The following is a 21,146-nucleotide window of genomic DNA, read 5'->3' on the forward strand; positions in this document are numbered from 1 at the left end:
TCAGTTTCCTTGATTCAAAGTTTTGATCCAGCTCTTCTATCGCACCTCGATGGGTGCACGGGCCGGTAGTGAAAAAAGCAAGATGCGGATTTTAAAGGAAAATCCGCATCTTTGCCAACTACAGCGATAGCCAGGCTACACGCAGGCTTACTTGTCGAGACCAGCCGGCGGCCAGTTTTCGAGCTTCATGCCCAGCGTGAGACCGCGCGAAGCGAGCACTTCCTTGATCTCGTTCAGCGACTTGCGACCGAGGTTCGGCGTCTTCAGCAGCTCGTTTTCCGTGCGCTGGATCAGGTCGCCGATGTAGTAGATGTTCTCGGCCTTCAGGCAGTTCGCGGAACGAACCGTCAGCTCGAGATCGTCCACCGGACGCAGCAGGATCGGATCGATCTGCGGTGCACGCGACGGTGCTTCGGCAGCCGTTTCCGTGCCTTCCAGTGCCGCGAACACGGACAGCTGGTCGACCAGGATGCGCGCCGATTGACGGATCGCCTCTTCCGGGGTGATCACGCCGCTCGTCTCGATGTTCATCACGAGCTTGTCGAGATCGGTACGCTGCTCGACACGTGCGCTTTCAACGGCATAGCTCACGCGGCGAACCGGCGAGAACGATGCGTCGAGGACGATGCGGCCGATGATCTTGGCCGTGTCTTCGCCGTAGCGACGGACGTTGCCGGGCACATAGCCGCGACCCTTTTCGATCTTGATCTGAACGTCGAGCTTGCCGCCCTTCGACAGGTGCGCGATCACGTGATTCGGGTTGATGACTTCGCAATCGTGAGCCAGCTCGATATCGCCGGCCGTAACGACGCCTTCGCCTTCCTTGCGCAGGGTCACCGTCACTTCGTCACGGTTGTGCAGCTTGAACACCACACCCTTCAGGTTCAGCAGCAGGTTGACGACGTCCTCTTGCACGCCATCAAGCGTCGAGTACTCGTGCACCACGCCTGCGATCGTCACTTCGGTCGGCGCGTAGCCAACCATCGACGACAGCAGCACGCGGCGAAGCGCGTTGCCCAAGGTGTGGCCGTAACCGCGTTCGAACGGTTCCATGACCACCCTCGCGTGGTTCTCGCCCAGCGATTCCACGGCGATGATCTTGGGTTTCAGCAAACTGGTTTGCATGGGCTTTCCTCTTCAATACCCTCGGCTCGTTACACCGATAAGGCTGACCGGTAACAACCAGAAAATAAACAGCCGAGGACCCTCCTTGCGCAACGCAATCGGGGTACCTCGGCCGTCAATCGGATTAACGCGAATACAATTCGACGATCAGGCTTTCGTTGATGTCGCCTGCGATGTCAGCGCGTTCCGGCATTTGCTTGAACGTGCCTTCGAACTTCTTCGCATCGACTGCAACCCAGCTCGGCATGCCGCCTTGCTCGGCCAGCGACAGCGCTTCGACGATACGCGCCTGCTTCTTCGCCTTTTCGCGGATCGCGACGATGTCACCAGCCTTCACTTGCTGCGACGGCACGTTCGCGACGACGCCGTTCACGGTGATCGACTTGTGGCTCACCAGCTGACGCGCTTCAGCGCGGGTCGAGCCGAAGCCCATGCGATACACGACGTTGTCGAGACGCGACTCGAGCAGTTGCAGCAGGTTTTCACCCGTGTTGCCCTTGCGGCGGTCGGCTTCAGCGAAGTAACGACGGAACTGACGCTCCAGGACGCCGTAAATACGCTTGACCTTCTGCTTTTCGCGCAGCTGCGTACCATAGTCGGACGTACGTGCGCCCGAGGTACGGCCGTGCTGGCCCGGCTTGCTGTCGAGCTTGCACTTGTCGGCGAGCGAGCGGCGCGCGCTCTTCAGGAACAGGTCGGTGCCTTCACGGCGGGACAGCTTGGCCTTAGGGCCGATATAACGTGCCACTTTGCATTCCTTTATCAATCAGTCACGCGGAGCAAAATCCGCGCTAGTTCGCGCCCTTTGGGGCGAACGGTGGGCTTAGTCAATCAAAAAAGCAACGCCCGTCGACGCTACGCGGCGACAGGCAAATGTGCCAGCACAAACGTGCCAGCAGCATTCTTAGATACGACGACGCTTCGGCGGACGGCAGCCGTTGTGCGGAATCGGGGTGACGTCCGAAATCGCGGTGATCTTGATGCCGAGGCCATGCAGTGCACGCACTGCCGACTCGCGACCCGGGCCCGGGCCCTTGATCCGCACTTCCAGATTCTTCACGCCGTATTCCATCGCGACGCGACCGGCCGACTCAGCAGCAACCTGAGCAGCGAACGGCGTCGATTTGCGCGAGCCCTTGAAGCCCTGGCCGCCCGACGTCGCCCATGCCAGTGCATTGCCCTGGCGATCGGTGATCGTGATGATCGTGTTGTTGAACGACGCGTGAACGTGAACCACGCCTTCAGCGACGTTCTTCTTAACCTTCTTGCGAACGCGTTGCGCCGCGGTGTTCGAAGCCTTAGCCATTACGTTTTCCTGTAACTGTCAGTTCCGCTTACTTCTTCAGCGCTTGCGCTGCACGACGCGGACCCTTACGGGTACGTGCGTTCGTACGCGTACGCTGACCGCGCATCGGCAGGCCCTTGCGATGACGGACGCCACGGTAGCAACCGAGGTCCATCAGGCGCTTGATGTTCATCGTCACTTCACGGCGCAGATCGCCTTCAACGATGAACTTGCCCACTTCTTCACGCAGCTTTTCGAGGTCTGCGTCGGTCAGGTCCTTGACCTTCTTCGAGAATTCCACGCCAGACGCCACGCAGATGCTGCGCGAGCGCGTGCGGCCGATACCGAAGATTGCCGTCAGGCCGATCTCGGTATGCTGGTGATTCGGGATGTTAACCCCTGCGATACGAGCCATTGTTTTTCCTCAAACAAAAAGCGCAAACAAACGCGCGGTCAGCCTTGGCGCTGCTTGTGGCGCGGATCCGAGCTGCAGATCACGCGAACGACGCCTTTGCGCTTGATGATCTTGCAATTGCGGCAAATGCGCTTAACCGATGCCATCACTTTCATGATAATACCCTTTTTTCAAATCACTTCGCCCGGAACACGATCCGCGCACGAGACAGATCGTAAGGCGTCAATTCAACCGTCACCTTGTCGCCCGGCAGGATGCGGATGTAGTGCATCCGCATCTTCCCGGAGATATGCCCCAACACGACATGGCCGTTTTCCAGCTTCACACGGAAGGTCGCATTCGGGAGGTTTTCGATCACCTCACCCTGCATCTGGATTACATCGTCTTTGGCCATAGTCCGAATTAACGCATTGGGATGTTGCCGCCCTTGAAGTTTGCCTTCTTGAGCAGCGACTCATACTGTTGCGACATAACGTACGACTGCACCTGCGCCATGAAGTCCATCGTGACGACGACAATGATCAGCAGCGACGTTCCACCAAAATAAAACGGCACGTTCCAGCGCAGCACCAGGAATTCCGGCAGCAGACACACGAAGACGATGTAGATCGCACCGGCCAGCGTCAGACGCGTGAGGATGCGGTCGATATACCGTGCGGTCTGGTCGCCCGGACGGATGCCCGGAACAAACGCGCCGCTCTTCTTCAGGTTGTCTGCGGTTTCCCTGCTATTGAACACCAGCGCGGTGTAGAAGAAGCAGAAAAACACGATTGCCAGCGTGTACAGCAGCACATAGACCGGCTGACCCGGCTTCAGTGCCTCCGCGACGTCATGCAACGTGTTGGAGAGCCAGCCTCCCGTCGGTTGACCCGTGCTAAACCAGCCAAGGATCGTGGCCGGGAACAGGATGATCGACGACGCAAAGATCGGCGGAATCACGCCCGACATGTTCAGCTTCAGCGGCAAATGCGACGACTGCCCACCGTAGATCTTGTTGCCAACCTGACGCTTCGCGTAGTTCACGAGGATCTTGCGCTGACCGCGTTCGATGAACACGACCAGGTAAGTCACCGCGGCAATCAGAACGACGATGATGATCGCCGAGAACGGCCCCATCGAACCCGTTTTCACCAGTTCGAGCAACCCACCCACGGCATTCGGGAACCCTGCTGCGATCCCGCCGAAGATGATGATCGAGATACCGTTGCCCAGACCACGCTCGGTGATCTGCTCACCCAGCCACATCAGGAACATCGTACCGGTCACCAGCGTCACGACCGTCGTCAGACGGAACAGCATGCCGGGGTCGATGACGAGGCCAGGCTGGTTTTCCAGCGCAGCCGCGATACCGAACGCCTGGAAGGTCGCGAGCACCACGGTGAAATACCGCGTGTACTGCGTGATCTTCCGTTGCCCTGCCTGCCCTTCCTTCTTCAGCGCCTCGAGCTGCGGCGAGACGATCGCCAACAGCTGCATGATGATCGACGCCGAGATGTACGGCATGATCCCCAGCGCAAAGATCGTGAAGCGGGAAAGCGCGCCACCCGAGAACATGTTGAACATGCCCAGGATGCCGCCCGCCTGGCTCTGGAACAGCTTCGCCAGTTGATCCGGATCGATGCCCGGCACGGGGATGTGCGCGCCGATGCGATAGACGATCAGCGCCAGGAGCAGGAACATCGCTCGCCGGCGCAGATCGCCGAATTTCGCCGTGCTTCGACCGGGTTTTGCAAGACTCGGGCTGTTAGCCAAGTACCTTCTCCGATGAATGCAAGTAACGACGCGCTACGCGTGTCACTCGGCGAACGAACCGCCAGCCGCTTCGATCGCAGCGCGCGCACCCTTGGTGGCACCGAGACCCTTCACGACGATCTTGCGCTTCAGTTCGCCCGTCGCGATGATCTTTGCGCTCTTCGTCAGCTCGCCGACCAGGCCGGCTTGCTTCAGTGCGAGCAGATCGATCTCGTCGACCGGCAGCTTCTCGAGGTCGGAGAGGCGCACTTCACCGACGAATTCCTTCGTCAGCGACGTGAAGCCGCGCTTCGGCAGACGACGTTGCAGCGGCATCTGACCGCCTTCGAAACCGACTTTGTGGAAGCCGCCCGAACGCGATTTCTGACCCTTGTGACCACGGCCAGCCGTCTTGCCGAGGCCCGAACCGATGCCGCGACCGACGCGACGCTTGGCGTGCTTTGCACCAGCGGCCGGCTTCAGGTTATTCAATTCCATATCAACTCCTTGATCCGTAGGGCCGCTTACGCGATGACCTTAACGAGGTACGAGACCTTGTTGATCATGCCGCGGACCGCCGGCGTGTCCTGCAGCTCGCTAACCGAATTGAGTCGGCGCAGGCCCAGGCCACGCACGGTAGCGCGGTGCGATTCGCGGGTCCCGATCAGGCTCTTCACGAGCTGAACCTTGACAGTTTTTTCAGACATGGTGACCACCCGGGCTTAGCCCAAAATATCTTCGACGGACTTGCCGCGCTTCGCCGCGATGTCTGCCGGGGTGGACTGCTTGCGCAGACCGTCCAGCGTGGCGCGAACGAGGTTGTACGGGTTCGTCGAACCGTGGCTCTTCGCCACGACGTTCTGAACGCCCATCACGTCGAACACTGCGCGCATCGGGCCGCCGGCGATCACGCCCGTACCTGCCTTCGCCGGAGCGAGGAGGACAGCGGATGCGCCATGCTTGCCGTGCACTTCGTGCTGCAGCGTGCCGTTCTTGAGCGGCACCTTGAACATGTTGCGGCGAGCTTGTTCCATTGCCTTCTGGACAGCGACCGGCACTTCCTTCGCCTTGCCCTTGCCCATACCGATGCGGCCATCACCATCGCCAACCACGGTCAGTGCGGCGAAGCCGAGAATACGGCCACCCTTCACGACCTTGGTCACGCGATTGACCGAAATCATCTTTTCACGAAGGCCGTCGTCGCGCTCGTCAGCCTGAACTTTCGCTTGCATCTTTGCCATGACGAATTCCTTCCTTAGAACTTGAGCCCAGCTTCGCGAGCTGCCTCAGCCAGCGCCTTGACGCGGCCATGGTAGCGGAAGCCCGAGCGGTCGAAGGCGACGGATTCGATGCCGGCAGCCTTTGCCTTCTCGGCAATACGCTTGCCGATCAGCGTCGCGGCATTAACGTTGCCGCCCTTGCCCGACTTGTCGGCCAGTTCGGCGCGCACTTCTGCTTCGAGCGTCGACGCGCTGGCGAGCACCTTGGTGCCGCAGGGCGAGAACACTTGAGCGTAGATGTGCGTGTTCGTGCGATGCACGGCGAGACGCGCGACCTGCAGCTCAGCGATCTTGATACGCGTCTGGCGAGCGCGGCGCAGGCGAGATTGAGTCTTATCCATGATTGCGCACCCTTACTTCTTCTTCGTTTCTTTGAGGATCACAACCTCGTCGGAATAGCGCACGCCCTTGCCCTTGTACGGCTCCGGCGGACGGTAACCGCGAACTTCCGCAGCTACTTGACCGACTTGTTGCTTGTTGATCCCCTTGATCACGATTTCGGTTTGCGTCGGGGTTTCAGCCTTGACGCCTTCCGGCATCTGGTGCACCACCGGGTGCGAGAAACCCAGCGACAGGTTCAGCTTGTCGCCTTGCGCTTGCGCACGATACCCGACGCCAACCAGCGTCAGCTTGCGCTCGAAACCCTTGGTCACGCCGTGCACGGCATTCGCGATGATCGCGCGCATCGTGCCCGACAGTGCATTTGCTTCGCGGCTTTCGTCGACCGGCGACAGATTCAGCGTGCCGTCGTTGTTCGCCACGTTCACGAGCGGATTGACCGCTTGCGTGATGGTGCCCAGCGGGCCCTTGACGGTGATTGCACCGTCGGCCAGCTTGACTTCCGCGCCTTGCAGCGCGATCGGGCTCTTACCTACTCGAGACATGTTTCTCTCTCCTCGGCTTTAAGCAACGTAGCAGATGACTTCGCCGCCGACGCCGGTAGCGCGCGCCTTGCGGTCGGTCATCACGCCCTTCGGCGTCGACACGATTGCCACACCCAGGCCATTCATGACCTGCGGAATGTCGTTACGGCCGCGGTACACGCGCAGACCAGGCTTCGACACGCGCTCGAGGCGTTCGATAACCGGGCGACCTGCGTAGTACTTCAGCGCGATATTCAGTTCGGACTTCGCACCTTCCGCCTTGACGGCGAAATCGTCGATATAACCTTCGTCCTTGAGGACTTGCGCGATTGCAACCTTGACCTTCGACGAGGGCATCGCAACCGATACCTTCTCGACCATCTGCGCGTTGCGGATGCGAGTCAGCATATCGGCGATAGGATCACTCATGCTCATTTACGTTTCTCCTATTACCAGCTCGCCTTGGTCAGGCCAGGAATCTCGCCACGGAATGCGATTTCACGAATCTTGTTACGCGCGAGGCCGAATTTACGGAACGTGCCACGCGGACGGCCCGTGATCGCGCAGCGGTTACGCTGGCGGGTCGGGTTTGCGTTGCGGGGCAGTTGCTGCAGCTCCAGGCGTGCTTCGTAGCGCTCTTCTTCCGACTTGCTTTGGTCTTCGACGATCGCCTTCAGCGCTTCGCGCTTTGCTGCGAACTTCGCGACCAGGCGGGCGCGCTTCTTTTCACGTTCGATCAGTGCCAGTTTAGCCACGGTAACCTCAGTTTCTGAACGGGAACTTGAAGCTGGCGAGCAGAGCCTTTGCTTCGTCGTCGGTCTTCGCAGTCGTCGTGATGCTGATGTTCAGCCCACGCAGTGCGTCGATCTTGTCGTAGTCGATTTCGGGGAAAATGATCTGCTCTTTCACACCGATGTTGTAGTTGCCACGGCCATCGAAAGCACGACCCGACACGCCGCGGAAGTCACGCACGCGGGGCAGGGCAACGGTCACGAAACGGTCGAGGAATTCGTACATCGCTTGACCACGCAGCGTCACCATCGCGCCGATCGGGTAGCCCTGGCGGATCTTGAAGCCTGCGATTGCCTTGCGCGCCTTCGTGACGACCGGCTTCTGACCGGCGATCTTCGTGAGGTCGCCAACGGCGTTCTCGATGATCTTCTTGTCAGCGATCGCTTCGCCAAGACCCATGTTCAGCGTGATCTTGGTGATGCGCGGCACTTCCATGACCGACTTGTAACCGAACTTCTCGATCAGGCCGGGCACAACCTTTTCTTTGTAAAACTCTTGAAAACGAGCCATTTTTTACTCCGCTGCGTCAGGCGCTCAGTACGGCACCGGTCGTCTTCAGGAAGCGAACCTTCTTGCCTTCCTCGACCTTGATGCCAACACGCGACGCCTTGCCATTCGCGTCGACCAGTGCGACGTTCGAAATATGCAGGGGCATCGTCTTCGCTTCCACGCCACCCGTCGTACCCTTCATCGGGTTCGGCTTCACATGCTTCTTGACGAGGTTGATACCCTCAACCGTCACATGTTCTGCACCGACAGCCAGCACGACGCCGCGCTTGCCCTTGTCTTTGCCAGTGACGACGATAACTTCGTCACCCTTGCGAATCTTGTTCATCGCGACTCCTTACAGCACTTCCGGCGCCAGCGAAACGATCTTCATGAATCGTTCGCTACGCAGCTCACGCGTCACCGGCCCGAAAATACGGGTGCCGATCGGCTCGAGCTTGTTATTCAAAAGCACAGCGGCGTTGCCGTCGAACTTGATCAGCGAGCCGTCTTGACGGCGAACGCCCTTGGCGGTGCGGACCACCACGGCGTTGTAAATTTCGCCTTTCTTCACGCGCCCGCGCGGCGTTGCCTCTTTGACGGTCACCTTGATGATGTCGCCAATGCCGGCATAACGACGCTTCGAGCCGCCGAGCACCTTGATGCACATGACTTCACGCGCACCCGTGTTGTCGGCTACTTCGAGCCGAGATTCGGTCTGGATCATGGTTTGTCTTTCCCAACTTAATCCGGATGCACCACCATGATGCATTCGGTCAGTCTTGGTCCCGTCAGCCAATCGGCTGCTTGGGTTGGAACAGCAGCGACGGCAAACGAAACCCGCCATCGCAATTCGGTGAATCTTTCGAACAGGCTGGCGCCAGTCCGCTTCCCCCACCAACTTCGCCCGCGACGGGGCTCCCATAAAGAGGGAAGACCAGGATTATAACAAATAACCCTGGTCACGCAAGCAAAAACTTTGCGATTTCAAGCACTTCGTGGCGAAGTGCTTGTTACTGCCTACTACGCTGCCCGCTTAGATGACGCGAGCGGCTTCGACGAGGCGCGACACCGTCCAGGCCTTCGTCTTCGACAGCGGACGAGTTTCCTGGATTTCAACGAGGTCACCCTCGTTGTAGGTGTTCGCTTCATCATGCGCGTGATACTTCTTCGAGCGCACGACATACTTGCCGTAGATCGGGTGCTTGACGCGGTGCTCGATCAGCACGGTGACGGTCTTGTCCATCTTGTTGCTGACGACCCGACCGACCAGCGTCCGCTTCAGCGAGGTTTTCACGCTATCGTTCATTTCTGGTTCGCCTTCTGAGTCATGACGGTCCGCACACGTGCGATGTCGCGACGAACCTTCTTCAGCTGGCTCGTGTTCGTGAGCTGCTGGGTCGCGAGTTGCATGCGCAGGCCGAATTGCGCCTTCAGCAGGTCCGCCAGCTCCTTGTTGAGCGCGGCCTGGTCTTTCTGGAGAAGTTCGGAAGCCTTCATGTTTTCTCCTTAGGCGCCGAGCTGGCGCACGATGAATGCCGTCTTCAGCGGCAGCTTGGCTGCAGCCAGACGGAACGCTTCGCGTGCCAGTTCTTCGGTTACGCCGTCCATTTCATAGAGCATCTTGCCCGGCTGGATCTCAGCGACGTAGTACTCCGGGTTACCCTTACCGTTACCCATACGTACTTCTGCCGGCTTTTGCGAAATCGGCTTGTCCGGGAAGATCCGGATCCAGATGCGGCCGCCACGCTTGATGTGACGCGTCATTGCACGACGCGCTGCTTCAATTTGACGCGCGGTCAAACGGCCGCGACCGATCGCCTTCAGGCCGAAGTCACCGAACGACACTGCGTTGCCGCGCGTCGCCTTGCCGGTGTTACGACCCTTCTGCTCTTTGCGATACTTCCTGCGTTTCGGTTGCAGCATCGTTATTCTCCAGTCTTGCCGTCTTCCGGCTTGCCGGCGCCACGGCGCGGTGCGCCACGACGAGCACCCGGAGCGCCGCCTTCGCCATCACGGCGCGGACGACGGTCGCCCGGACGCGCATTGCGACGCGGACGCTTGTCTTCGGCTACTTCCTCGACCACCGGCGCGTCGTTGCGGCCGAGCGTGTCGCCCTTGTAAACCCACACCTTGACGCCGATGATGCCGTAGGTCGTCTTCGCTTCCGAAGTTGCGTAGTCGATGTCGGCACGCAGCGTATGAAGGGGCACGCGACCTTCGCGATACCACTCCGTACGAGCGATTTCGATACCGTTCAGACGGCCTGCGCTCATGATCTTGATGCCTTGGGCACCCAGACGCATCGCGTTCTGCATCGCACGCTTCATCGCGCGACGGAACATGATCCGGCGCTCGAGCTGTTGCGTGATCGAGTCAGCGATCAGCTGAGCATCGGTTTCCGGCTTGCGGATTTCTTCGATGTTGACGTGAACCGGCACGCCCATGCGGCGTTGCAGTTCCGTCTTCAGCTGCTCGATATCCTCGCCCTTCTTGCCGATGACCACACCCGGACGCGAGCTGTAAATCGTGATGCGCGCGTTCTTCGCCGGACGCTCGATGACGACCCGACCGACCGAAGCGTTCTTCAGCTTCTTCTTCAGGTATTCACGAACACCGATGTCTTCCTGCAGCATCGCCGCGAAATTGTTGTTGTTCGCGTACCAACGCGAAGCCCAATTGCGGCTGACAGCCAGGCGGAAGCCAGTCGGATGAATTTTCTGTCCCATCGTATGGCTCCTTAATTCCCGACCGTCACAGTGATGTGACAGGATTGCTTCTCGATGCGGTTACCGCGGCCCTTGGCGCGCGCGGTGAAACGCTTGAGCGATGCAGCCTTGTCGACGTAGATGCTCTTGATCTTGAGCTCGTCGATATCAGCGCCTTCGTTGTGCTCCGCATTCGCGATTGCCGACAGCACAACCTTCTTCACGATGCCAGCCGCCTTCTTCGGCGAGAACGTCAGAACGTTCAGCGCCTTGTCGACCGGCAAACCGCGGATCTGGTCAGCCACAAGGCGCGTTTTTTGCGCCGAGATGCGGGCACCGCGATGAATTGCTTTCACTTCCATCTTGATTGCCCCTTATTTCTTGGCCTTCTTGTCGGCTGCGTGACCCTTGAACGTACGGGTCAGTGCGAACTCGCCAAGCTTGTGGCCGACCATGTTTTCCGAGATGTACACCGGAACGTGTTGACGGCCGTTGTGAACAGCGATCGTCAGGCCGATGAAATCCGGCAGAATCGTCGAGCGACGCGACCAGGTCTTGATCGGCTTTTTGTCGCGCGAAGCTGCAGCCGCCTCAACTTTCTTCAGCAAATGGGCGTCGCAGAACGGACCTTTTTTAACAGAACGTGCCATTGCCTACTCCTTAACGCTTGTGACGGCGCTGGACGATCATCGTCGTCGTGCGCTTGTTGCTGCGGGTGCGATAACCCTTAGCCGGCGTACCCCACGGGCTCACCGGGTCGCGACCTGCAGCCGTCTTGCCCTCACCACCACCGTGCGGGTGATCAACCGGGTTCATCGCAACGCCACGCACCGTCGGGCGGATACCGCGCCAGCGGTTCGCGCCAGCCTTGCCGATTTGGCGCAGGCTATGCTCTTCGTTGCCAACTTCACCGATCGTTGCACGGCACTCGATGTGCACGCGGCGGATTTCGCCCGAACGCAGACGAACCTGCGCGTAGACGCCTTCACGTGCCAGCAGCATGGCCGACGTGCCAGCCGAACGCGCCATTTGCGCGCCCTTGCCCGGCAGCATCTCGATGCAGTGGATCGTCGTACCGACCGGAATGTTGCGGATCGGCAGCGTGTTGCCTGCACGGATCGGCGCTTCCGAACCCGACATCAGCTGTTGGCCGACCGTCAGACCCTTCGGGGCGATGATGTAGCGACGCTCGCCGTCTGCGTAGAGCACCAACGCGATGTTCGCGCTACGGTTCGGGTCGTACTCGAGACGTTCGACCTTTGCCGGGATGCCATCCTTCGTGCGACGGAAATCGACGATACGATAGTGTTGCTTGTGACCACCACCCTTGTGACGCGTGGTGATACGACCGTTGTTGTTACGGCCGGCGGTCGAGCTCTGCGAGTCGAGCAGTGCCGCGAACGGCTTGCCCTGGTGCAGGTTCTTGTTGACCACCTTGACCATCGCGCGGCGACCCGGCGATGTCGGCTTAACTTTAACGATTGCCATGATTACTTGGCCTCCGCTTCAAAGTTGATTTCCTGGCCGGGCTTCAGGCAAACGTACGCCTTCTTCACGTCCTTACGGCGGCCCATCGAACGGCCGAAGCGCTTTTGCTTGCCCTTCTGAACCAGCACGTTGACCGAATCAACTTCAACCTTGAACAGCAGCTCGACAGCCGCCTTCACTTCCTGCTTCGTGGCATCCGGTGCGACTTCGAACACGACTTGCTCGTTCTTGTCGGCAACCAGCGTCGCCTTTTCCGAGATCACCGGCGCGAGCAGGACCTGCATCAAACGATGATCGTTCTTGCGAATCTCGCTCATGACAGCAACTCCTCGATCTGGGCGACCGCAGCCTTCGTGACCAGCACTTTCTTGAAGTAGATCAGCGACAGCGGGTCAGCGTAGCGCGGCTCGACAATCGCCACGTGCGGCAGGTTGCGCGAAGCCAGGTACAGGTTCTCGTCGACCGTGTCCGTGATGATCAGAACGGAGTCGAGACCCATGGTCTTGAATTTGTCGGCCAGCAGCTTGGTCTTCGGCGCTTCGAGGATGATGTCCTCGACGACCGACAGACGGCCTTCACGGGCCAGCTGCGAGAAGATCGAGCAGAGACCTGCGCGATGCATCTTCTTGTTGACCTTGTGCGAGAAGTTTTCTTCCGGCGAGTTCGGGAAGATGCGACCACCGCCACGCCACAACGGGCTCGACGACATACCGGCACGAGCGCGGCCCGTACCCTTCTGACGCCACGGCTTCTTGGTGGTGTGCTTGACTTGCTCACGGTCCTTCTGTGCGCGGTTACCCTGGCGAGCATTCGCCTGGTACGCGACGACGACCTGGTGGATCAGCGCTTCGTTGTAGTCACGACCGAACACGACGTCCGACGCGTTGACCACTGCACCTTCCTGACCATTTTCGTTCAGGAGCTTGAGTTCCATTATTTCGCCCCCTTGGTCTTGACGGCCGGCGTCACGAAAACCTTGCCGCCCTTCGCGCCCGGAATCGCGCCCTTGACGAGCAGCAGCTTGCGCTCTGCGTCGATACGAGCGATTTCGAGGTTCTGCACCGTCACCGTAACGTCACCGAGGTGACCCGTCATGCGCTTACCCGGGAAAACACGACCCGGATCCTGCGCCATACCGATCGAGCCCGGCACGTTGTGCGAGCGCGAGTTACCGTGGGTAGCACGGCCAGACGAGAAGTTGTAACGCTTGATCGTACCGGCGTAGCCCTTACCGATCGACACGCCTTGCACGTCGACCTTCTGGCCCACTTCGAAAAGGTCAGCACCGACCACGGCGCCATTCGACAGCTCAGCTGCCTTGGCCGCGTCAATGCGGAATTCCTTGAGGATTTCACCGGCTTCGACACCGGCTTTGGCGAGATGACCTGCCAGCGGCTTCGTCACGCGCGATGCGCGGCGGGAGCCGAATGCAACCTGCACGGCCGTGTAGCCGTCGGTTTCAACAGTCTTGATCTGCGTCACGCGGTTGTCCGACACGTCCAGCACGGTGACGGGAATCGAATCCCCTTCAGCCGTGAAGATACGGGTCATGCCAACCTTGCGACCTACGAGTCCAAGGCTCATCATTTTCTCCATTCCCGACTGCGATTGGTCGGGGCTGATTTACAAAATGCCGGGCACGCAAGGCCCAACTTTTTTCGCGAATACACGAAAAGCCAAGCAGTATAGCCCGACTTCTCGATTTCCGCAAGCAATACAAAGACTTAGCACCACCCAGCAAGCTGGTCGGCGCCGAAAGCCTTACTGCAGCTTGATTTCCACGTCGACGCCAGCCGGCAGATCGAGCTTCATCAGCGCGTCAACCGTCTTGTCGGTCGGATCGACGATGTCCATCAGGCGCTGGTGAGTACGGATTTCGAGCTGATCGCGCGACGTCTTGTTGACGTGCGGCGAACGCAGGATGTCAAAACGCTGAATGCGCGTCGGCAGCGGCACCGGGCCACGGACGATTGCGCCAGTCCGCTTCGCGGTATCGACGATCTCGGCAGCCGATTGATCGATCAGACGATAGTCGAAAGCCTTCAGGCGAATGCGGATTTTCTGTTGCTGCATGACGATTCCTTGAAAAGAGCGAGGCGATGTTGCATCGCCGGACACTAAAAGAACGCGAAACAGGTTGCCTGCGGGGAGCGAGGCGCCGGGTTCCGAACGGTACTTCCACTGCTAAGCCCGCGATTCTACACGAAAATCTGGCGTGGTGGTGCGGGTTTCTCGTGGTGCGCTCGGCGCGCCACAAAGACAAAACCGGGTGCCAGATCAAACTGGACACCCGGTTTCGACGGTACAACTGCCTACCGTGGAATCGCGGACCCCGGAGGGATCCGCGGATCGTCGATATTACTCGATGATCTTGGCGACGACGCCGGCGCCGACGGTACGGCCGCCTTCGCGGATTGCGAAGCGCAGACCTTCTTCCATCGCGATCGGAGCGATCAGCTTCACCGTGATCGACACGTTGTCGCCCGGCATCACCATTTCCTTGTCCTTCGGCAGCTCGATCGAGCCCGTCACGTCCGTCGTACGGAAGTAGAACTGCGGACGGTAGTTGTTGAAGAACGGCGTGTGACGGCCGCCTTCGTCCTTGCTCAGCACGTACACTTCAGCCGTGAAGTGCGTGTGCGGCGTGATCGAACCCGGCTTCGCCAGAACCTGGCCACGCTCCACGTCTTCACGCTTCGTGCCGCGCAGCAGGATACCAACGTTGTCGCCTGCTTGACCTTGGTCCAGCAGCTTGCGGAACATTTCAACGCCCGTGCAGGTCGTCTTCACCGTCGGCTTGATACCGACGATTTCGATTTCTTCACCGACCTTCACGATACCGCGCTCGACACGACCCGTCACAACCGTACCACGGCCCGAGATCGAGAACACGTCTTCCACCGGCATCAGGAACGCGCCGTCAACCGCACGCTCCGGCGTCGGGATGTACGTGTCCAGCGCGTCTGCCAGGCTCATGATCGCCACTTCGCCCAGCTCGCCCGTGTCGCCTTCCAGCGCCAGCTTGGCCGAACCCTTCACGATCGGCGTGTCGTCGCCCGGGAAGTCGTACTTCGACAGGAGTTCGCGAACTTCCATCTCGACCAGCTCGAGCAGTTCAGCGTCGTCCACCATGTCGCACTTGTTCAGGAACACGATGATGTACGGAACGCCAACCTGACGCGCCAGCAGGATGTGCTCACGCGTTTGCGGCATCGGGCCGTCTGCTGCCGAGCAAACCAGGATCGCGCCGTCCATCTGCGCTGCGCCCGTGATCATGTTCTTCACATAGTCAGCGTGGCCCGGGCAGTCGACGTGTGCGTAGTGGCGGTTAGCCGTTTCGTACTCGACGTGTGCCGTGTTGATCGTGATGCCGCGCGCCTTTTCTTCCGGTGCCGCGTCGATCTGGTCGTAAGCCTTCGCTTCGCCGCCGAACTTCTTCGTCAGAACCGTCGTGATCGCTGCCGTCAGCGTCGTCTTGCCGTGGTCAACGTGACCAATCGTACCAACGTTGACGTGCGGCTTGGTCCGCTCGAATTTACCTTTTGCCATGATTCTCTTCTTTCAAAAATAATCGATTGTGATAGCGAATTACTTCGTCTTCGCGCTGATGATCGCTTCTGCAACGTTCTTCGGAGCTTCAGCGTAGTGCTTGAACTCCATCGTGTACGTTGCGCGACCCTGCGTCAGCGAACGCAGCGACGTGGAATAGCCGAACATTTCCGACAGCGGCACTTCGGCGCGCACGATCTTGCCGCCGCCCACCATGTCGTCCATGCCCTGGATAATGCCGCGGCGACCCGACAGGTCACCCATCACGTTACCCATGAAGTCTTCCGGCGTTTCCACTTCCACGGCCATCATCGGCTCGAGCAGAACCGGATCAGCGCGGCGCATTGCTTCCTTGAACGCCATCGAACCGGCCATGCGGAACGCATTTTCGTTCGAGTCAACGTCGTGGTACGAACCGAACGTCAGCGTGACCTTCACGTCGACAACCGGGAAGCCTGCCAGCACGCCGCTCTTCAGCGTTTCCTGGATACCCTTGTCAACCGACGGGATGTATTCGCGCGGAATCACGCCGCCCTTGATCGCGTCGACGAACTCGTAGCCCTTGCCCAGTTCGCTGCGCTCGAGCGTAATGACCGCATGGCCATACTGACCACGGCCACCCGACTGCTTGACGAACTTGCCTTCGACGTCCGCAGCCGACTTGCGAATCGTTTCGCGGTAGGCAACCTGCGGCTTGCCGACAGTTGCTTCCACGCCGAATTCACGCTTCATCCGGTCAACCAGAATTTCGAGGTGGAGCTCGCCCATACCCGAAATGATCGTTTGACCCGATTCTTCGTCGGTCTGCACGCGGAACGACGGATCTTCCTGAGCCAGACGGTTGAGCGCCAGGCCCATCTTTTCCTGGTCAGCCTTCGTCTTCGGCTCGACGGCCTGCGAAATCACCGGCTCCGGGAAAATCATGCGTTCGAGCACGATCGGATGAGCCGGATCGCACAGCGTGTCGCCCGTGGTCGCTTCCTTCAGGCCGACCGCAGCAGCGATGTCGCCAGCGCGAACTTCCTTGATTTCTTCACGCTGGTTCGCGTGCATCTGCAGAATACGGCCGAGACGTTCCTTCTTGTCCTTGGTCGCGTTGAGCAGCGTGTCACCCGAATTGACAACACCCGAGTAGACGCGGAAGAAGATCAGCTGGCCGACGAACGGGTCGGTCATGATCTTGAACGCGAGTGCCGAGAACTTCTCGTCGTCGGCAGCACGGCGCTCAGTCTTCTCGCCATTTTCGAGTTCACCCGTAACCGGCGGAATATCGACCGGCGACGGCAGGAAATCGATCACGGCGTCGAGCATACGCTGCACGCCCTTGTTCTTGAACGCAGTACCGCACAGCATCGGCTGGATTTCGCACGCGATCGTACGGTCACGCAGACCCTTGACGACTTCGGCTTCGGACAGCTCGCCCGCTTCCAGGTACTTGTTCATCAGGTCTTCGCTCGACTCTGCAGCCGCTTCGACCATCTTTTCACGCCATTCGTTGCACGTGTCGACGAGTTCCGCCGGGATGTCGACGTAGTCGAACTTGGTACCTTGCGACGCTTCGTCCCAAATGATCGCCTTCATCTTGATCAGATCGACGACACCCTTGAAGCCTTCTTCAGCACCGATCGGCACCACGACCGGAACCGGGTTCGCCTTCAGGCGCAAACGGAGCTGGTCATAGACCTTGAAGAAGTTCGCGCCGGTACGGTCCATCTTGTTGACGAACGCGAGACGGGGCACCTTGTACTTGTTAGCCTGGCGCCACACCGTTTCCGACTGCGGCTGCACGCCGCCCACTGCGCAGTACACCATGCACGCGCCGTCGAGCACGCGCATCGAACGCTCCACTTCAATCGTGAAGTCGACGTGACCCGGGGTGTCGATGATGTTGATGCGGTGTTCCGGATAGTTGCCGCCCATGCCCTTCCAGAAGGCCGTGGTAGCAGCGGACGTGATCGTGATGCCACGCTCCTGTTCCTGCTCCATCCAGTCCATCGTTGCTGCGCCGTCGTGGACTTCACCGATCTTGTGGTTCACACCGGTGTAAAACAGAATGCGCTCGGTCGTCGTCGTTTTGCCGGCGTCGATGTGAGCGCTAATACCGATATTGCGGTAGCGCTCGATAGGAGTCTTGCGAGCCACTTTGATCCTCTACTGGGATGACACGATGCAGCGCGGCTGCATCGTGCTTCAACACAAACGGGCGAGGCGCCTGAAAAGCGCACCCGCCCGGAATTTATTTCCGCAAACAGCCCAGCCAGGCGCTTAGAAACGGAAATGCGAGAACGCGCGGTTGGCTTCTGCCATGCGGTGAACTTCATCGCGCTTCTTCATCGCGCCGCCACGGCCTTCGGCCGCTTCGGAGAGTTCACCTGCCAGACGCAGAGCCATCGACTTCTCGCTACGCTTCTTCGCAGCCTCACGCAGCCAGCGCATCGCCAATGCCATACGACGCGACGGGCGCACTTCGACCGGAACTTGATAGTTGGCACCACCAACGCGGCGGCTCTTCACTTCGACCACCGGCTTCACGTTGTTGAGCGCAACCGTGAACACTTCCAGCGGGTCCTTGCCACCCTTGGTCTGGATTTGTTCGAATGCGCCATAAACGATGCGCTCTGCGACCGACTTCTTGCCGGACAGCATCAGCATGTTCATGAACTTGGCAACATCAACGTTACCGAACTTCGGATCCGGCAACACTTCCCGCTTGGGGACTTCGCGACGACGCGGCATGATTCTTCCTTTACTTGTTCAGTTGGAGCTGAATCCAGCTCCGCGGCCACCAACAAACCCGATCACATCTTCACGACTAACCAGCTTGGCCGGGTGACCACTTACTCGACAGCACCGGCAATCCGGCACTCCCGCCTTGACCGCCCTACGGCGATCCCTGATCAAAAACTGCTTACTTGGCAGCCTTTGCACGCTTCGCGCCGTACTTCGAGCGCGCTTGCTTACGATCCTTGACGCCCTGGGTATCCAGCGAGCCGCGAACCATGTGGTAACGCACACCCGGCAAGTCCTTCACACGGCCGCCGCGGATCAGCACAACCGAGTGTTCCTGCAGGTTGTGGCCTTCACCACCGATGTACGAAATCACTTCGAAGCCGTTCGTCAGACGAACCTTGGCAACCTTACGGAGTGCCGAGTTAGGCTTCTTCGGCGTCGTCGTGTACACACGGGTGCACACGCCGCGACGCTGGGGGCAGTCCTGCAGGGCCGGGCTCTTGCTCTTCGTCGTTTCCGACTGACGGCCTTTGCGAACCAGTTGGTTGATGGTTGGCATTGTTTATTCCTGAAATTGAACAAAATCTGCACATCGATTTCGGGCAAAGCGAGAATCGACGCACAGTTGACATCCGAACCGGCGACACGGACACGAACCTTGGAACGCGACTCGGCCCACCGAATACCGGAACCCAGCATCATATTCCGGAAATACCAACTAAGTCAACGGCTTGCGTGATTTGCCAGCCGAACGAGCGGTTTACCGGAAGGGTCGGAACACCTGTGTCACGCCGATTCGACGACGTCGATGATCTCGTCGCCGAAGCGCTCGAGCTTGCGGACGCCCATGCCGGGGATGTGACGCAGGTCGTCGATCGTCTCGGGCGCGTTGCGTGCGATCTCGGCGAGCGTCGCGTCGTGGAAGATCACGTAGGCAGGCACGCCGTCGGATTTCGCGGTTTCCGCGCGCCACGCGCGCAGCGCATCCCAGCGGGCGCGCTCGCGCGTGCCCATGCCGGCCGTCGGGTCGACGCGCGTGCCGCTGCGGCTCGACGACTGGCGCGTGCGCTGCGGCTTCACGTAGCGGCGCAGCGTCACCTTCTCCTCGTTCTTCAGCACCGGCTTCGCGGCCTCGGTGAGCATGAGCGCGCCGAAACCGCCGTGGTCGACCGCCAGATAGCCGTACGCGACGAGCTGCCGGAAAATCGCGCGCCATTCGGGCTCGGACAGCGACGCGCCGATCCCGAACGTGCTGAGCTGGTCGTGGCCGCGCTGCAGCACCTTCTCGGTACGGCCGCCGCGCAGGATCTCGATCAGATGGCTCGAGCCGAAATTGAAGCCGCTCGCGCGCTGCGCGCGGAACGCGCACGACAACGCCATCTGCGCTTCGCGCGTTGCGTCCCACGAATCGGGCGGCTCGATGCACGTGTCGCAGTTGCCGCACGGCTGGCTCGCCTCGCCGAAGTAGTTCAGCAGCCGCACGCGCCGGCACGAGATCGTCTCGCACAGCCCGAGCAGCGCGTCGAGCTTCGACGTCTGCACGCGCTTGTGCGCGTCGTCCGCATCGGACTCGTCGATCATCTTGCGCTGCTGGACGACGTCGCCGAGGCCATATGCCATCCACGCGTTCGCCGGCATCCCGTCGCGGCCCGCGCGGCCGGTTTCCTGGTAGTAGCCTTCGACGCTCTTCGGCAAATCGAGGTGCGCAACGAAACGCACGTCGGGCTTGTCGATGCCCATGCCGAACGCGATCGTCGCGCACATCACGATGCCTTCCTCGCGCTGGAACATTTCCTGGTGCTTCTGCCGCACCTCGAACTCCATCCCTGCGTGATACGGCAGCGCACGTACGCCCTGCGCCTTCAGCCATTCGGCCGTTTCCTCGACCTTGCGGCGCGACAGGCAGTACACGACGCCGGCGTCGGTGGTGCCGTCCGCGTTCGTATGCTCGGCCCTGATGAAATCCAGCAGCTGCGAACGCGCGTTGTCCTTTTCGACGATCCGGTAGCGGATGTTCGGCCGGTCGAAACTCGAGATGAACACGCGCGCATCGTCGAGCGCGAGACGATGGATGATCTCGTCGCGCGTGATCGCGTCGGCAGTGGCCGTCAACGCAATGCGCGGCACCGACGGGAAGCGCTCGTGCAACACCGACAGCTGGATGTATTCGGGACGGAAGTCATGCCCCCACTGCGACACGCAGTGCGCCTCGTCGATCGCGAACAGGCCGATCTTCGCGCGCTCGAGCAGCTCGAGAAAGCGTCCGGTCATCAGGCGCTCGGGTGCGACGTACAGCAGGTCGATCTCGCCTTCGCGCAGCGCCCGCTCGGTTGCCGCGGCCTCGGCGCCCGACAGCGTCGAGTTCAGGTAGGCCGCGCGCACGCCGACTTCGCTGAGCGCGGCGACCTGGTCCTGCATCAGCGCGATCAGCGGCGACACGACGATGCCGGCGCCCTGCCCGGCCTCGCGGCGCAGCAGCGCCGGAATCTGGTAGCACAGCGACTTGCCGCCGCCCGTCGGCATCAGCACGAGGCAATCGCCGCCGCCGGCGACGTGCTCGACGATCTCCCCCTGCTGGCCGCGAAATGCGGAATAACCAAAGACTTCGTCGAGGATTTCGAGGGCGCGGGACATGAATGAGAACGAGGACGGCGGAACGATGACCGCAATTTTAACAACCCGCTCGCGTGGCGC

General features: G+C 60.2%; 33 protein-coding genes. All 33 read right to left on the reverse strand.

Features of this window, described 5'->3' with window-relative positions:
• Window positions 1-147 precede the first annotated feature (147 nt).
• The 33 genes from BX604_RS06100 to recQ all read right to left on the reverse strand — a co-directional run bounded on the left by BX604_RS06100 (window position 148) and on the right by recQ (window position 21,086).
• Window positions 148-1,125 (reverse strand): DNA-directed RNA polymerase subunit alpha, encoded by a 978-nt coding sequence (locus tag BX604_RS06100; RefSeq protein WP_006477176.1) that lies wholly within the window; start codon window positions 1,123-1,125, stop codon window positions 148-150.
• Window positions 1,126-1,249: 124 nt separating this feature from the next.
• Complete coding sequence (gene rpsD / locus BX604_RS06105; RefSeq protein ID WP_006752934.1) at window positions 1,250-1,873, reverse strand: 30S ribosomal protein S4; 624 nt, start codon at window positions 1,871-1,873, stop codon at window positions 1,250-1,252.
• A 156-nt stretch (window positions 1,874-2,029) separates the two neighbouring features.
• On the reverse strand, window positions 2,030-2,431 hold the full coding sequence (rpsK, locus tag BX604_RS06110; protein ID WP_004197937.1) for a 30S ribosomal protein S11: 402 nt from the start codon (window positions 2,429-2,431) through the stop codon (window positions 2,030-2,032).
• 28 nt (window positions 2,432-2,459) lie between these two features.
• Window positions 2,460-2,825: a 30S ribosomal protein S13 gene (rpsM, locus tag BX604_RS06115; protein WP_014898353.1), complete on the reverse strand. Its 366-nt coding sequence runs from the start codon at window positions 2,823-2,825 to the stop codon at window positions 2,460-2,462.
• Window positions 2,826-2,863: 38 nt separating this feature from the next.
• The gene (gene rpmJ, locus BX604_RS06120; RefSeq protein WP_004199844.1) at window positions 2,864-2,980 is read right to left on the reverse strand and encodes a 50S ribosomal protein L36; all 117 of its coding nucleotides are present in this window, start codon (window positions 2,978-2,980) and stop codon (window positions 2,864-2,866) included.
• Window positions 2,981-3,000: 20 nt separating this feature from the next.
• Window positions 3,001-3,219 (reverse strand): translation initiation factor IF-1, encoded by a 219-nt coding sequence (gene infA, locus BX604_RS06125; RefSeq protein ID WP_004521905.1) that lies wholly within the window; start codon window positions 3,217-3,219, stop codon window positions 3,001-3,003.
• 8 nt (window positions 3,220-3,227) lie between these two features.
• The gene (gene secY, locus BX604_RS06130) at window positions 3,228-4,577 is read right to left on the reverse strand and encodes a preprotein translocase subunit SecY (protein ID WP_096504156.1); all 1,350 of its coding nucleotides are present in this window, start codon (window positions 4,575-4,577) and stop codon (window positions 3,228-3,230) included.
• A gap of 42 nt (window positions 4,578-4,619) precedes the next feature.
• Window positions 4,620-5,054 (reverse strand): 50S ribosomal protein L15, encoded by a 435-nt coding sequence (rplO, locus tag BX604_RS06135; protein ID WP_006477180.1) that lies wholly within the window; start codon window positions 5,052-5,054, stop codon window positions 4,620-4,622.
• A 26-nt stretch (window positions 5,055-5,080) separates the two neighbouring features.
• Window positions 5,081-5,263, reverse strand: a complete 183-nt coding sequence (rpmD, locus tag BX604_RS06140) for a 50S ribosomal protein L30 (protein WP_006400644.1) — start codon at window positions 5,261-5,263, stop codon at window positions 5,081-5,083.
• Window positions 5,264-5,278: 15 nt separating this feature from the next.
• Window positions 5,279-5,797: a 30S ribosomal protein S5 gene (rpsE, locus tag BX604_RS06145; RefSeq protein ID WP_006752931.1), complete on the reverse strand. Its 519-nt coding sequence runs from the start codon at window positions 5,795-5,797 to the stop codon at window positions 5,279-5,281.
• A gap of 14 nt (window positions 5,798-5,811) precedes the next feature.
• Complete coding sequence (gene rplR / locus BX604_RS06150) at window positions 5,812-6,177, reverse strand: 50S ribosomal protein L18 (RefSeq protein ID WP_006477183.1); 366 nt, start codon at window positions 6,175-6,177, stop codon at window positions 5,812-5,814.
• A gap of 12 nt (window positions 6,178-6,189) precedes the next feature.
• A complete protein-coding gene (rplF, locus tag BX604_RS06155) occupies window positions 6,190-6,720 on the reverse strand; it encodes a 50S ribosomal protein L6 (RefSeq protein WP_038714980.1) in 531 nt (176 codons plus the stop codon).
• An 18-nt stretch (window positions 6,721-6,738) separates the two neighbouring features.
• The gene (gene rpsH, locus BX604_RS06160; protein ID WP_006477185.1) at window positions 6,739-7,134 is read right to left on the reverse strand and encodes a 30S ribosomal protein S8; all 396 of its coding nucleotides are present in this window, start codon (window positions 7,132-7,134) and stop codon (window positions 6,739-6,741) included.
• Window positions 7,135-7,148: 14 nt separating this feature from the next.
• Window positions 7,149-7,454: a 30S ribosomal protein S14 gene (gene rpsN, locus BX604_RS06165; RefSeq protein ID WP_006482884.1), complete on the reverse strand. Its 306-nt coding sequence runs from the start codon at window positions 7,452-7,454 to the stop codon at window positions 7,149-7,151.
• A 7-nt stretch (window positions 7,455-7,461) separates the two neighbouring features.
• Entirely contained in the window at window positions 7,462-8,001 is a 540-nt protein-coding gene (gene rplE / locus BX604_RS06170) for a 50S ribosomal protein L5 (protein ID WP_006477186.1), read from the reverse strand.
• Between the two features lie 16 nt (window positions 8,002-8,017).
• A complete protein-coding gene (gene rplX / locus BX604_RS06175) occupies window positions 8,018-8,326 on the reverse strand; it encodes a 50S ribosomal protein L24 (RefSeq protein WP_006477187.1) in 309 nt (102 codons plus the stop codon).
• A 9-nt stretch (window positions 8,327-8,335) separates the two neighbouring features.
• A complete protein-coding gene (gene rplN, locus BX604_RS06180) occupies window positions 8,336-8,704 on the reverse strand; it encodes a 50S ribosomal protein L14 (RefSeq protein WP_006752929.1) in 369 nt (122 codons plus the stop codon).
• A gap of 309 nt (window positions 8,705-9,013) precedes the next feature.
• Complete coding sequence (gene rpsQ, locus BX604_RS06185; protein ID WP_043191859.1) at window positions 9,014-9,286, reverse strand: 30S ribosomal protein S17; 273 nt, start codon at window positions 9,284-9,286, stop codon at window positions 9,014-9,016.
• A complete protein-coding gene (rpmC, locus tag BX604_RS06190; RefSeq protein ID WP_006400652.1) occupies window positions 9,283-9,477 on the reverse strand; it encodes a 50S ribosomal protein L29 in 195 nt (64 codons plus the stop codon). Before rpmC ends, rpsQ begins: the two co-directional genes overlap by 4 nt.
• A 9-nt stretch (window positions 9,478-9,486) precedes the next feature.
• Window positions 9,487-9,903: a 50S ribosomal protein L16 gene (rplP, locus tag BX604_RS06195; protein ID WP_006752927.1), complete on the reverse strand. Its 417-nt coding sequence runs from the start codon at window positions 9,901-9,903 to the stop codon at window positions 9,487-9,489.
• A 2-nt stretch (window positions 9,904-9,905) separates the two neighbouring features.
• Entirely contained in the window at window positions 9,906-10,706 is an 801-nt protein-coding gene (gene rpsC, locus BX604_RS06200) for a 30S ribosomal protein S3 (RefSeq protein WP_006482899.1), read from the reverse strand.
• Window positions 10,707-10,717: 11 nt separating this feature from the next.
• On the reverse strand, window positions 10,718-11,047 hold the full coding sequence (rplV, locus tag BX604_RS06205; RefSeq protein ID WP_004199272.1) for a 50S ribosomal protein L22: 330 nt from the start codon (window positions 11,045-11,047) through the stop codon (window positions 10,718-10,720).
• A gap of 12 nt (window positions 11,048-11,059) precedes the next feature.
• On the reverse strand, window positions 11,060-11,335 hold the full coding sequence (rpsS, locus tag BX604_RS06210) for a 30S ribosomal protein S19 (RefSeq protein WP_004199273.1): 276 nt from the start codon (window positions 11,333-11,335) through the stop codon (window positions 11,060-11,062).
• A 10-nt stretch (window positions 11,336-11,345) separates the two neighbouring features.
• Window positions 11,346-12,173: a 50S ribosomal protein L2 gene (gene rplB / locus BX604_RS06215; RefSeq protein WP_006482900.1), complete on the reverse strand. Its 828-nt coding sequence runs from the start codon at window positions 12,171-12,173 to the stop codon at window positions 11,346-11,348.
• 2 nt (window positions 12,174-12,175) lie between these two features.
• A complete protein-coding gene (rplW, locus tag BX604_RS06220) occupies window positions 12,176-12,490 on the reverse strand; it encodes a 50S ribosomal protein L23 (RefSeq protein WP_004199275.1) in 315 nt (104 codons plus the stop codon).
• Entirely contained in the window at window positions 12,487-13,107 is a 621-nt protein-coding gene (gene rplD / locus BX604_RS06225; RefSeq protein ID WP_006477192.1) for a 50S ribosomal protein L4, read from the reverse strand. The genes rplW and rplD overlap by 4 nt, the downstream gene beginning before the upstream one ends.
• Entirely contained in the window at window positions 13,107-13,757 is a 651-nt protein-coding gene (gene rplC / locus BX604_RS06230) for a 50S ribosomal protein L3 (RefSeq protein ID WP_006752926.1), read from the reverse strand. The genes rplD and rplC overlap by 1 nt, the downstream gene beginning before the upstream one ends.
• Window positions 13,758-13,934: 177 nt before the next feature.
• The gene (gene rpsJ, locus BX604_RS06235) at window positions 13,935-14,246 is read right to left on the reverse strand and encodes a 30S ribosomal protein S10 (RefSeq protein WP_004199280.1); all 312 of its coding nucleotides are present in this window, start codon (window positions 14,244-14,246) and stop codon (window positions 13,935-13,937) included.
• Window positions 14,247-14,531: 285 nt separating this feature from the next.
• Window positions 14,532-15,722, reverse strand: a complete 1,191-nt coding sequence (tuf, locus tag BX604_RS06240) for an elongation factor Tu (protein WP_011350666.1) — start codon at window positions 15,720-15,722, stop codon at window positions 14,532-14,534.
• Window positions 15,723-15,761: 39 nt separating this feature from the next.
• The gene (fusA, locus tag BX604_RS06245) at window positions 15,762-17,864 is read right to left on the reverse strand and encodes an elongation factor G (RefSeq protein ID WP_098550009.1); all 2,103 of its coding nucleotides are present in this window, start codon (window positions 17,862-17,864) and stop codon (window positions 15,762-15,764) included.
• A 123-nt stretch (window positions 17,865-17,987) separates the two neighbouring features.
• Window positions 17,988-18,458, reverse strand: coding sequence for a 30S ribosomal protein S7 (gene rpsG / locus BX604_RS06250; RefSeq protein ID WP_006477195.1), 471 nt, complete (start codon window positions 18,456-18,458; stop codon window positions 17,988-17,990).
• A 172-nt stretch (window positions 18,459-18,630) separates the two neighbouring features.
• The gene (gene rpsL / locus BX604_RS06255; protein WP_006400662.1) at window positions 18,631-19,011 is read right to left on the reverse strand and encodes a 30S ribosomal protein S12; all 381 of its coding nucleotides are present in this window, start codon (window positions 19,009-19,011) and stop codon (window positions 18,631-18,633) included.
• Between the two features lie 227 nt (window positions 19,012-19,238).
• Entirely contained in the window at window positions 19,239-21,086 is a 1,848-nt protein-coding gene (gene recQ, locus BX604_RS06265; RefSeq protein WP_098550011.1) for a DNA helicase RecQ, read from the reverse strand.
• Window positions 21,087-21,146 lie beyond the last annotated feature (60 nt).

Source organism: Burkholderia sp. JKS000303 (genome assembly GCF_002563755.1).
Taxonomy (GTDB): Bacteria; Pseudomonadota; Gammaproteobacteria; order Burkholderiales; family Burkholderiaceae; genus Burkholderia; species Burkholderia anthina_B.

What these genes read in the sequence shown, in the direction of transcription:
- BX604_RS06100 (WP_006477176.1), bottom strand. Translation starts at nt 1,125, where the DNA reads ATGCAAACCAGTTTGCTGAAACCCAAGATCATCGCCGTGGAATCGCTG.
- rpsK (WP_004197937.1), bottom strand. Translation starts at nt 2,431, where the DNA reads ATGGCTAAGGCTTCGAACACCGCGGCGCAACGCGTTCGCAAGAAGGTT.
- rpsM (WP_014898353.1), bottom strand. Translation starts at nt 2,825, where the DNA reads ATGGCTCGTATCGCAGGGGTTAACATCCCGAATCACCAGCATACCGAG.
- rpmJ (WP_004199844.1), bottom strand. Translation starts at nt 2,980, where the DNA reads ATGAAAGTGATGGCATCGGTTAAGCGCATTTGCCGCAATTGCAAGATC.
- infA (WP_004521905.1), bottom strand. Translation starts at nt 3,219, where the DNA reads ATGGCCAAAGACGATGTAATCCAGATGCAGGGTGAGGTGATCGAAAAC.
- rplO (WP_006477180.1), bottom strand. Translation starts at nt 5,054, where the DNA reads ATGGAATTGAATAACCTGAAGCCGGCCGCTGGTGCAAAGCACGCCAAG.
- rpmD (WP_006400644.1), bottom strand. Translation starts at nt 5,263, where the DNA reads ATGTCTGAAAAAACTGTCAAGGTTCAGCTCGTGAAGAGCCTGATCGGG.
- rpsE (WP_006752931.1), bottom strand. Translation starts at nt 5,797, where the DNA reads ATGGCAAAGATGCAAGCGAAAGTTCAGGCTGACGAGCGCGACGACGGC.
- rplR (WP_006477183.1), bottom strand. Translation starts at nt 6,177, where the DNA reads ATGGATAAGACTCAATCTCGCCTGCGCCGCGCTCGCCAGACGCGTATC.
- rplF (WP_038714980.1), bottom strand. Translation starts at nt 6,720, where the DNA reads ATGTCTCGAGTAGGTAAGAGCCCGATCGCGCTGCAAGGCGCGGAAGTC.
- rpsH (WP_006477185.1), bottom strand. Translation starts at nt 7,134, where the DNA reads ATGAGCATGAGTGATCCTATCGCCGATATGCTGACTCGCATCCGCAAC.
- rplE (WP_006477186.1), bottom strand. Translation starts at nt 8,001, where the DNA reads ATGGCTCGTTTTCAAGAGTTTTACAAAGAAAAGGTTGTGCCCGGCCTG.
- rplX (WP_006477187.1), bottom strand. Translation starts at nt 8,326, where the DNA reads ATGAACAAGATTCGCAAGGGTGACGAAGTTATCGTCGTCACTGGCAAA.
- rplN (WP_006752929.1), bottom strand. Translation starts at nt 8,704, where the DNA reads ATGATCCAGACCGAATCTCGGCTCGAAGTAGCCGACAACACGGGTGCG.
- rpsQ (WP_043191859.1), bottom strand. Translation starts at nt 9,286, where the DNA reads ATGAACGATAGCGTGAAAACCTCGCTGAAGCGGACGCTGGTCGGTCGG.
- rpmC (WP_006400652.1), bottom strand. Translation starts at nt 9,477, where the DNA reads ATGAAGGCTTCCGAACTTCTCCAGAAAGACCAGGCCGCGCTCAACAAG.
- rplP (WP_006752927.1), bottom strand. Translation starts at nt 9,903, where the DNA reads ATGCTGCAACCGAAACGCAGGAAGTATCGCAAAGAGCAGAAGGGTCGT.
- rpsC (WP_006482899.1), bottom strand. Translation starts at nt 10,706, where the DNA reads ATGGGACAGAAAATTCATCCGACTGGCTTCCGCCTGGCTGTCAGCCGC.
- rplV (WP_004199272.1), bottom strand. Translation starts at nt 11,047, where the DNA reads ATGGAAGTGAAAGCAATTCATCGCGGTGCCCGCATCTCGGCGCAAAAA.
- rpsS (WP_004199273.1), bottom strand. Translation starts at nt 11,335, where the DNA reads ATGGCACGTTCTGTTAAAAAAGGTCCGTTCTGCGACGCCCATTTGCTG.
- rplB (WP_006482900.1), bottom strand. Translation starts at nt 12,173, where the DNA reads ATGGCAATCGTTAAAGTTAAGCCGACATCGCCGGGTCGCCGCGCGATG.
- rplW (WP_004199275.1), bottom strand. Translation starts at nt 12,490, where the DNA reads ATGAGCGAGATTCGCAAGAACGATCATCGTTTGATGCAGGTCCTGCTC.
- rplD (WP_006477192.1), bottom strand. Translation starts at nt 13,107, where the DNA reads ATGGAACTCAAGCTCCTGAACGAAAATGGTCAGGAAGGTGCAGTGGTC.
- rplC (WP_006752926.1), bottom strand. Translation starts at nt 13,757, where the DNA reads ATGAGCCTTGGACTCGTAGGTCGCAAGGTTGGCATGACCCGTATCTTC.
- rpsJ (WP_004199280.1), bottom strand. Translation starts at nt 14,246, where the DNA reads ATGCAGCAACAGAAAATCCGCATTCGCCTGAAGGCTTTCGACTATCGT.
- tuf (WP_011350666.1), bottom strand. Translation starts at nt 15,722, where the DNA reads ATGGCAAAAGGTAAATTCGAGCGGACCAAGCCGCACGTCAACGTTGGT.
- rpsG (WP_006477195.1), bottom strand. Translation starts at nt 18,458, where the DNA reads ATGCCGCGTCGTCGCGAAGTCCCCAAGCGGGAAGTGTTGCCGGATCCG.
- rpsL (WP_006400662.1), bottom strand. Translation starts at nt 19,011, where the DNA reads ATGCCAACCATCAACCAACTGGTTCGCAAAGGCCGTCAGTCGGAAACG.
- recQ (WP_098550011.1), bottom strand. Translation starts at nt 21,086, where the DNA reads ATGTCCCGCGCCCTCGAAATCCTCGACGAAGTCTTTGGTTATTCCGCA.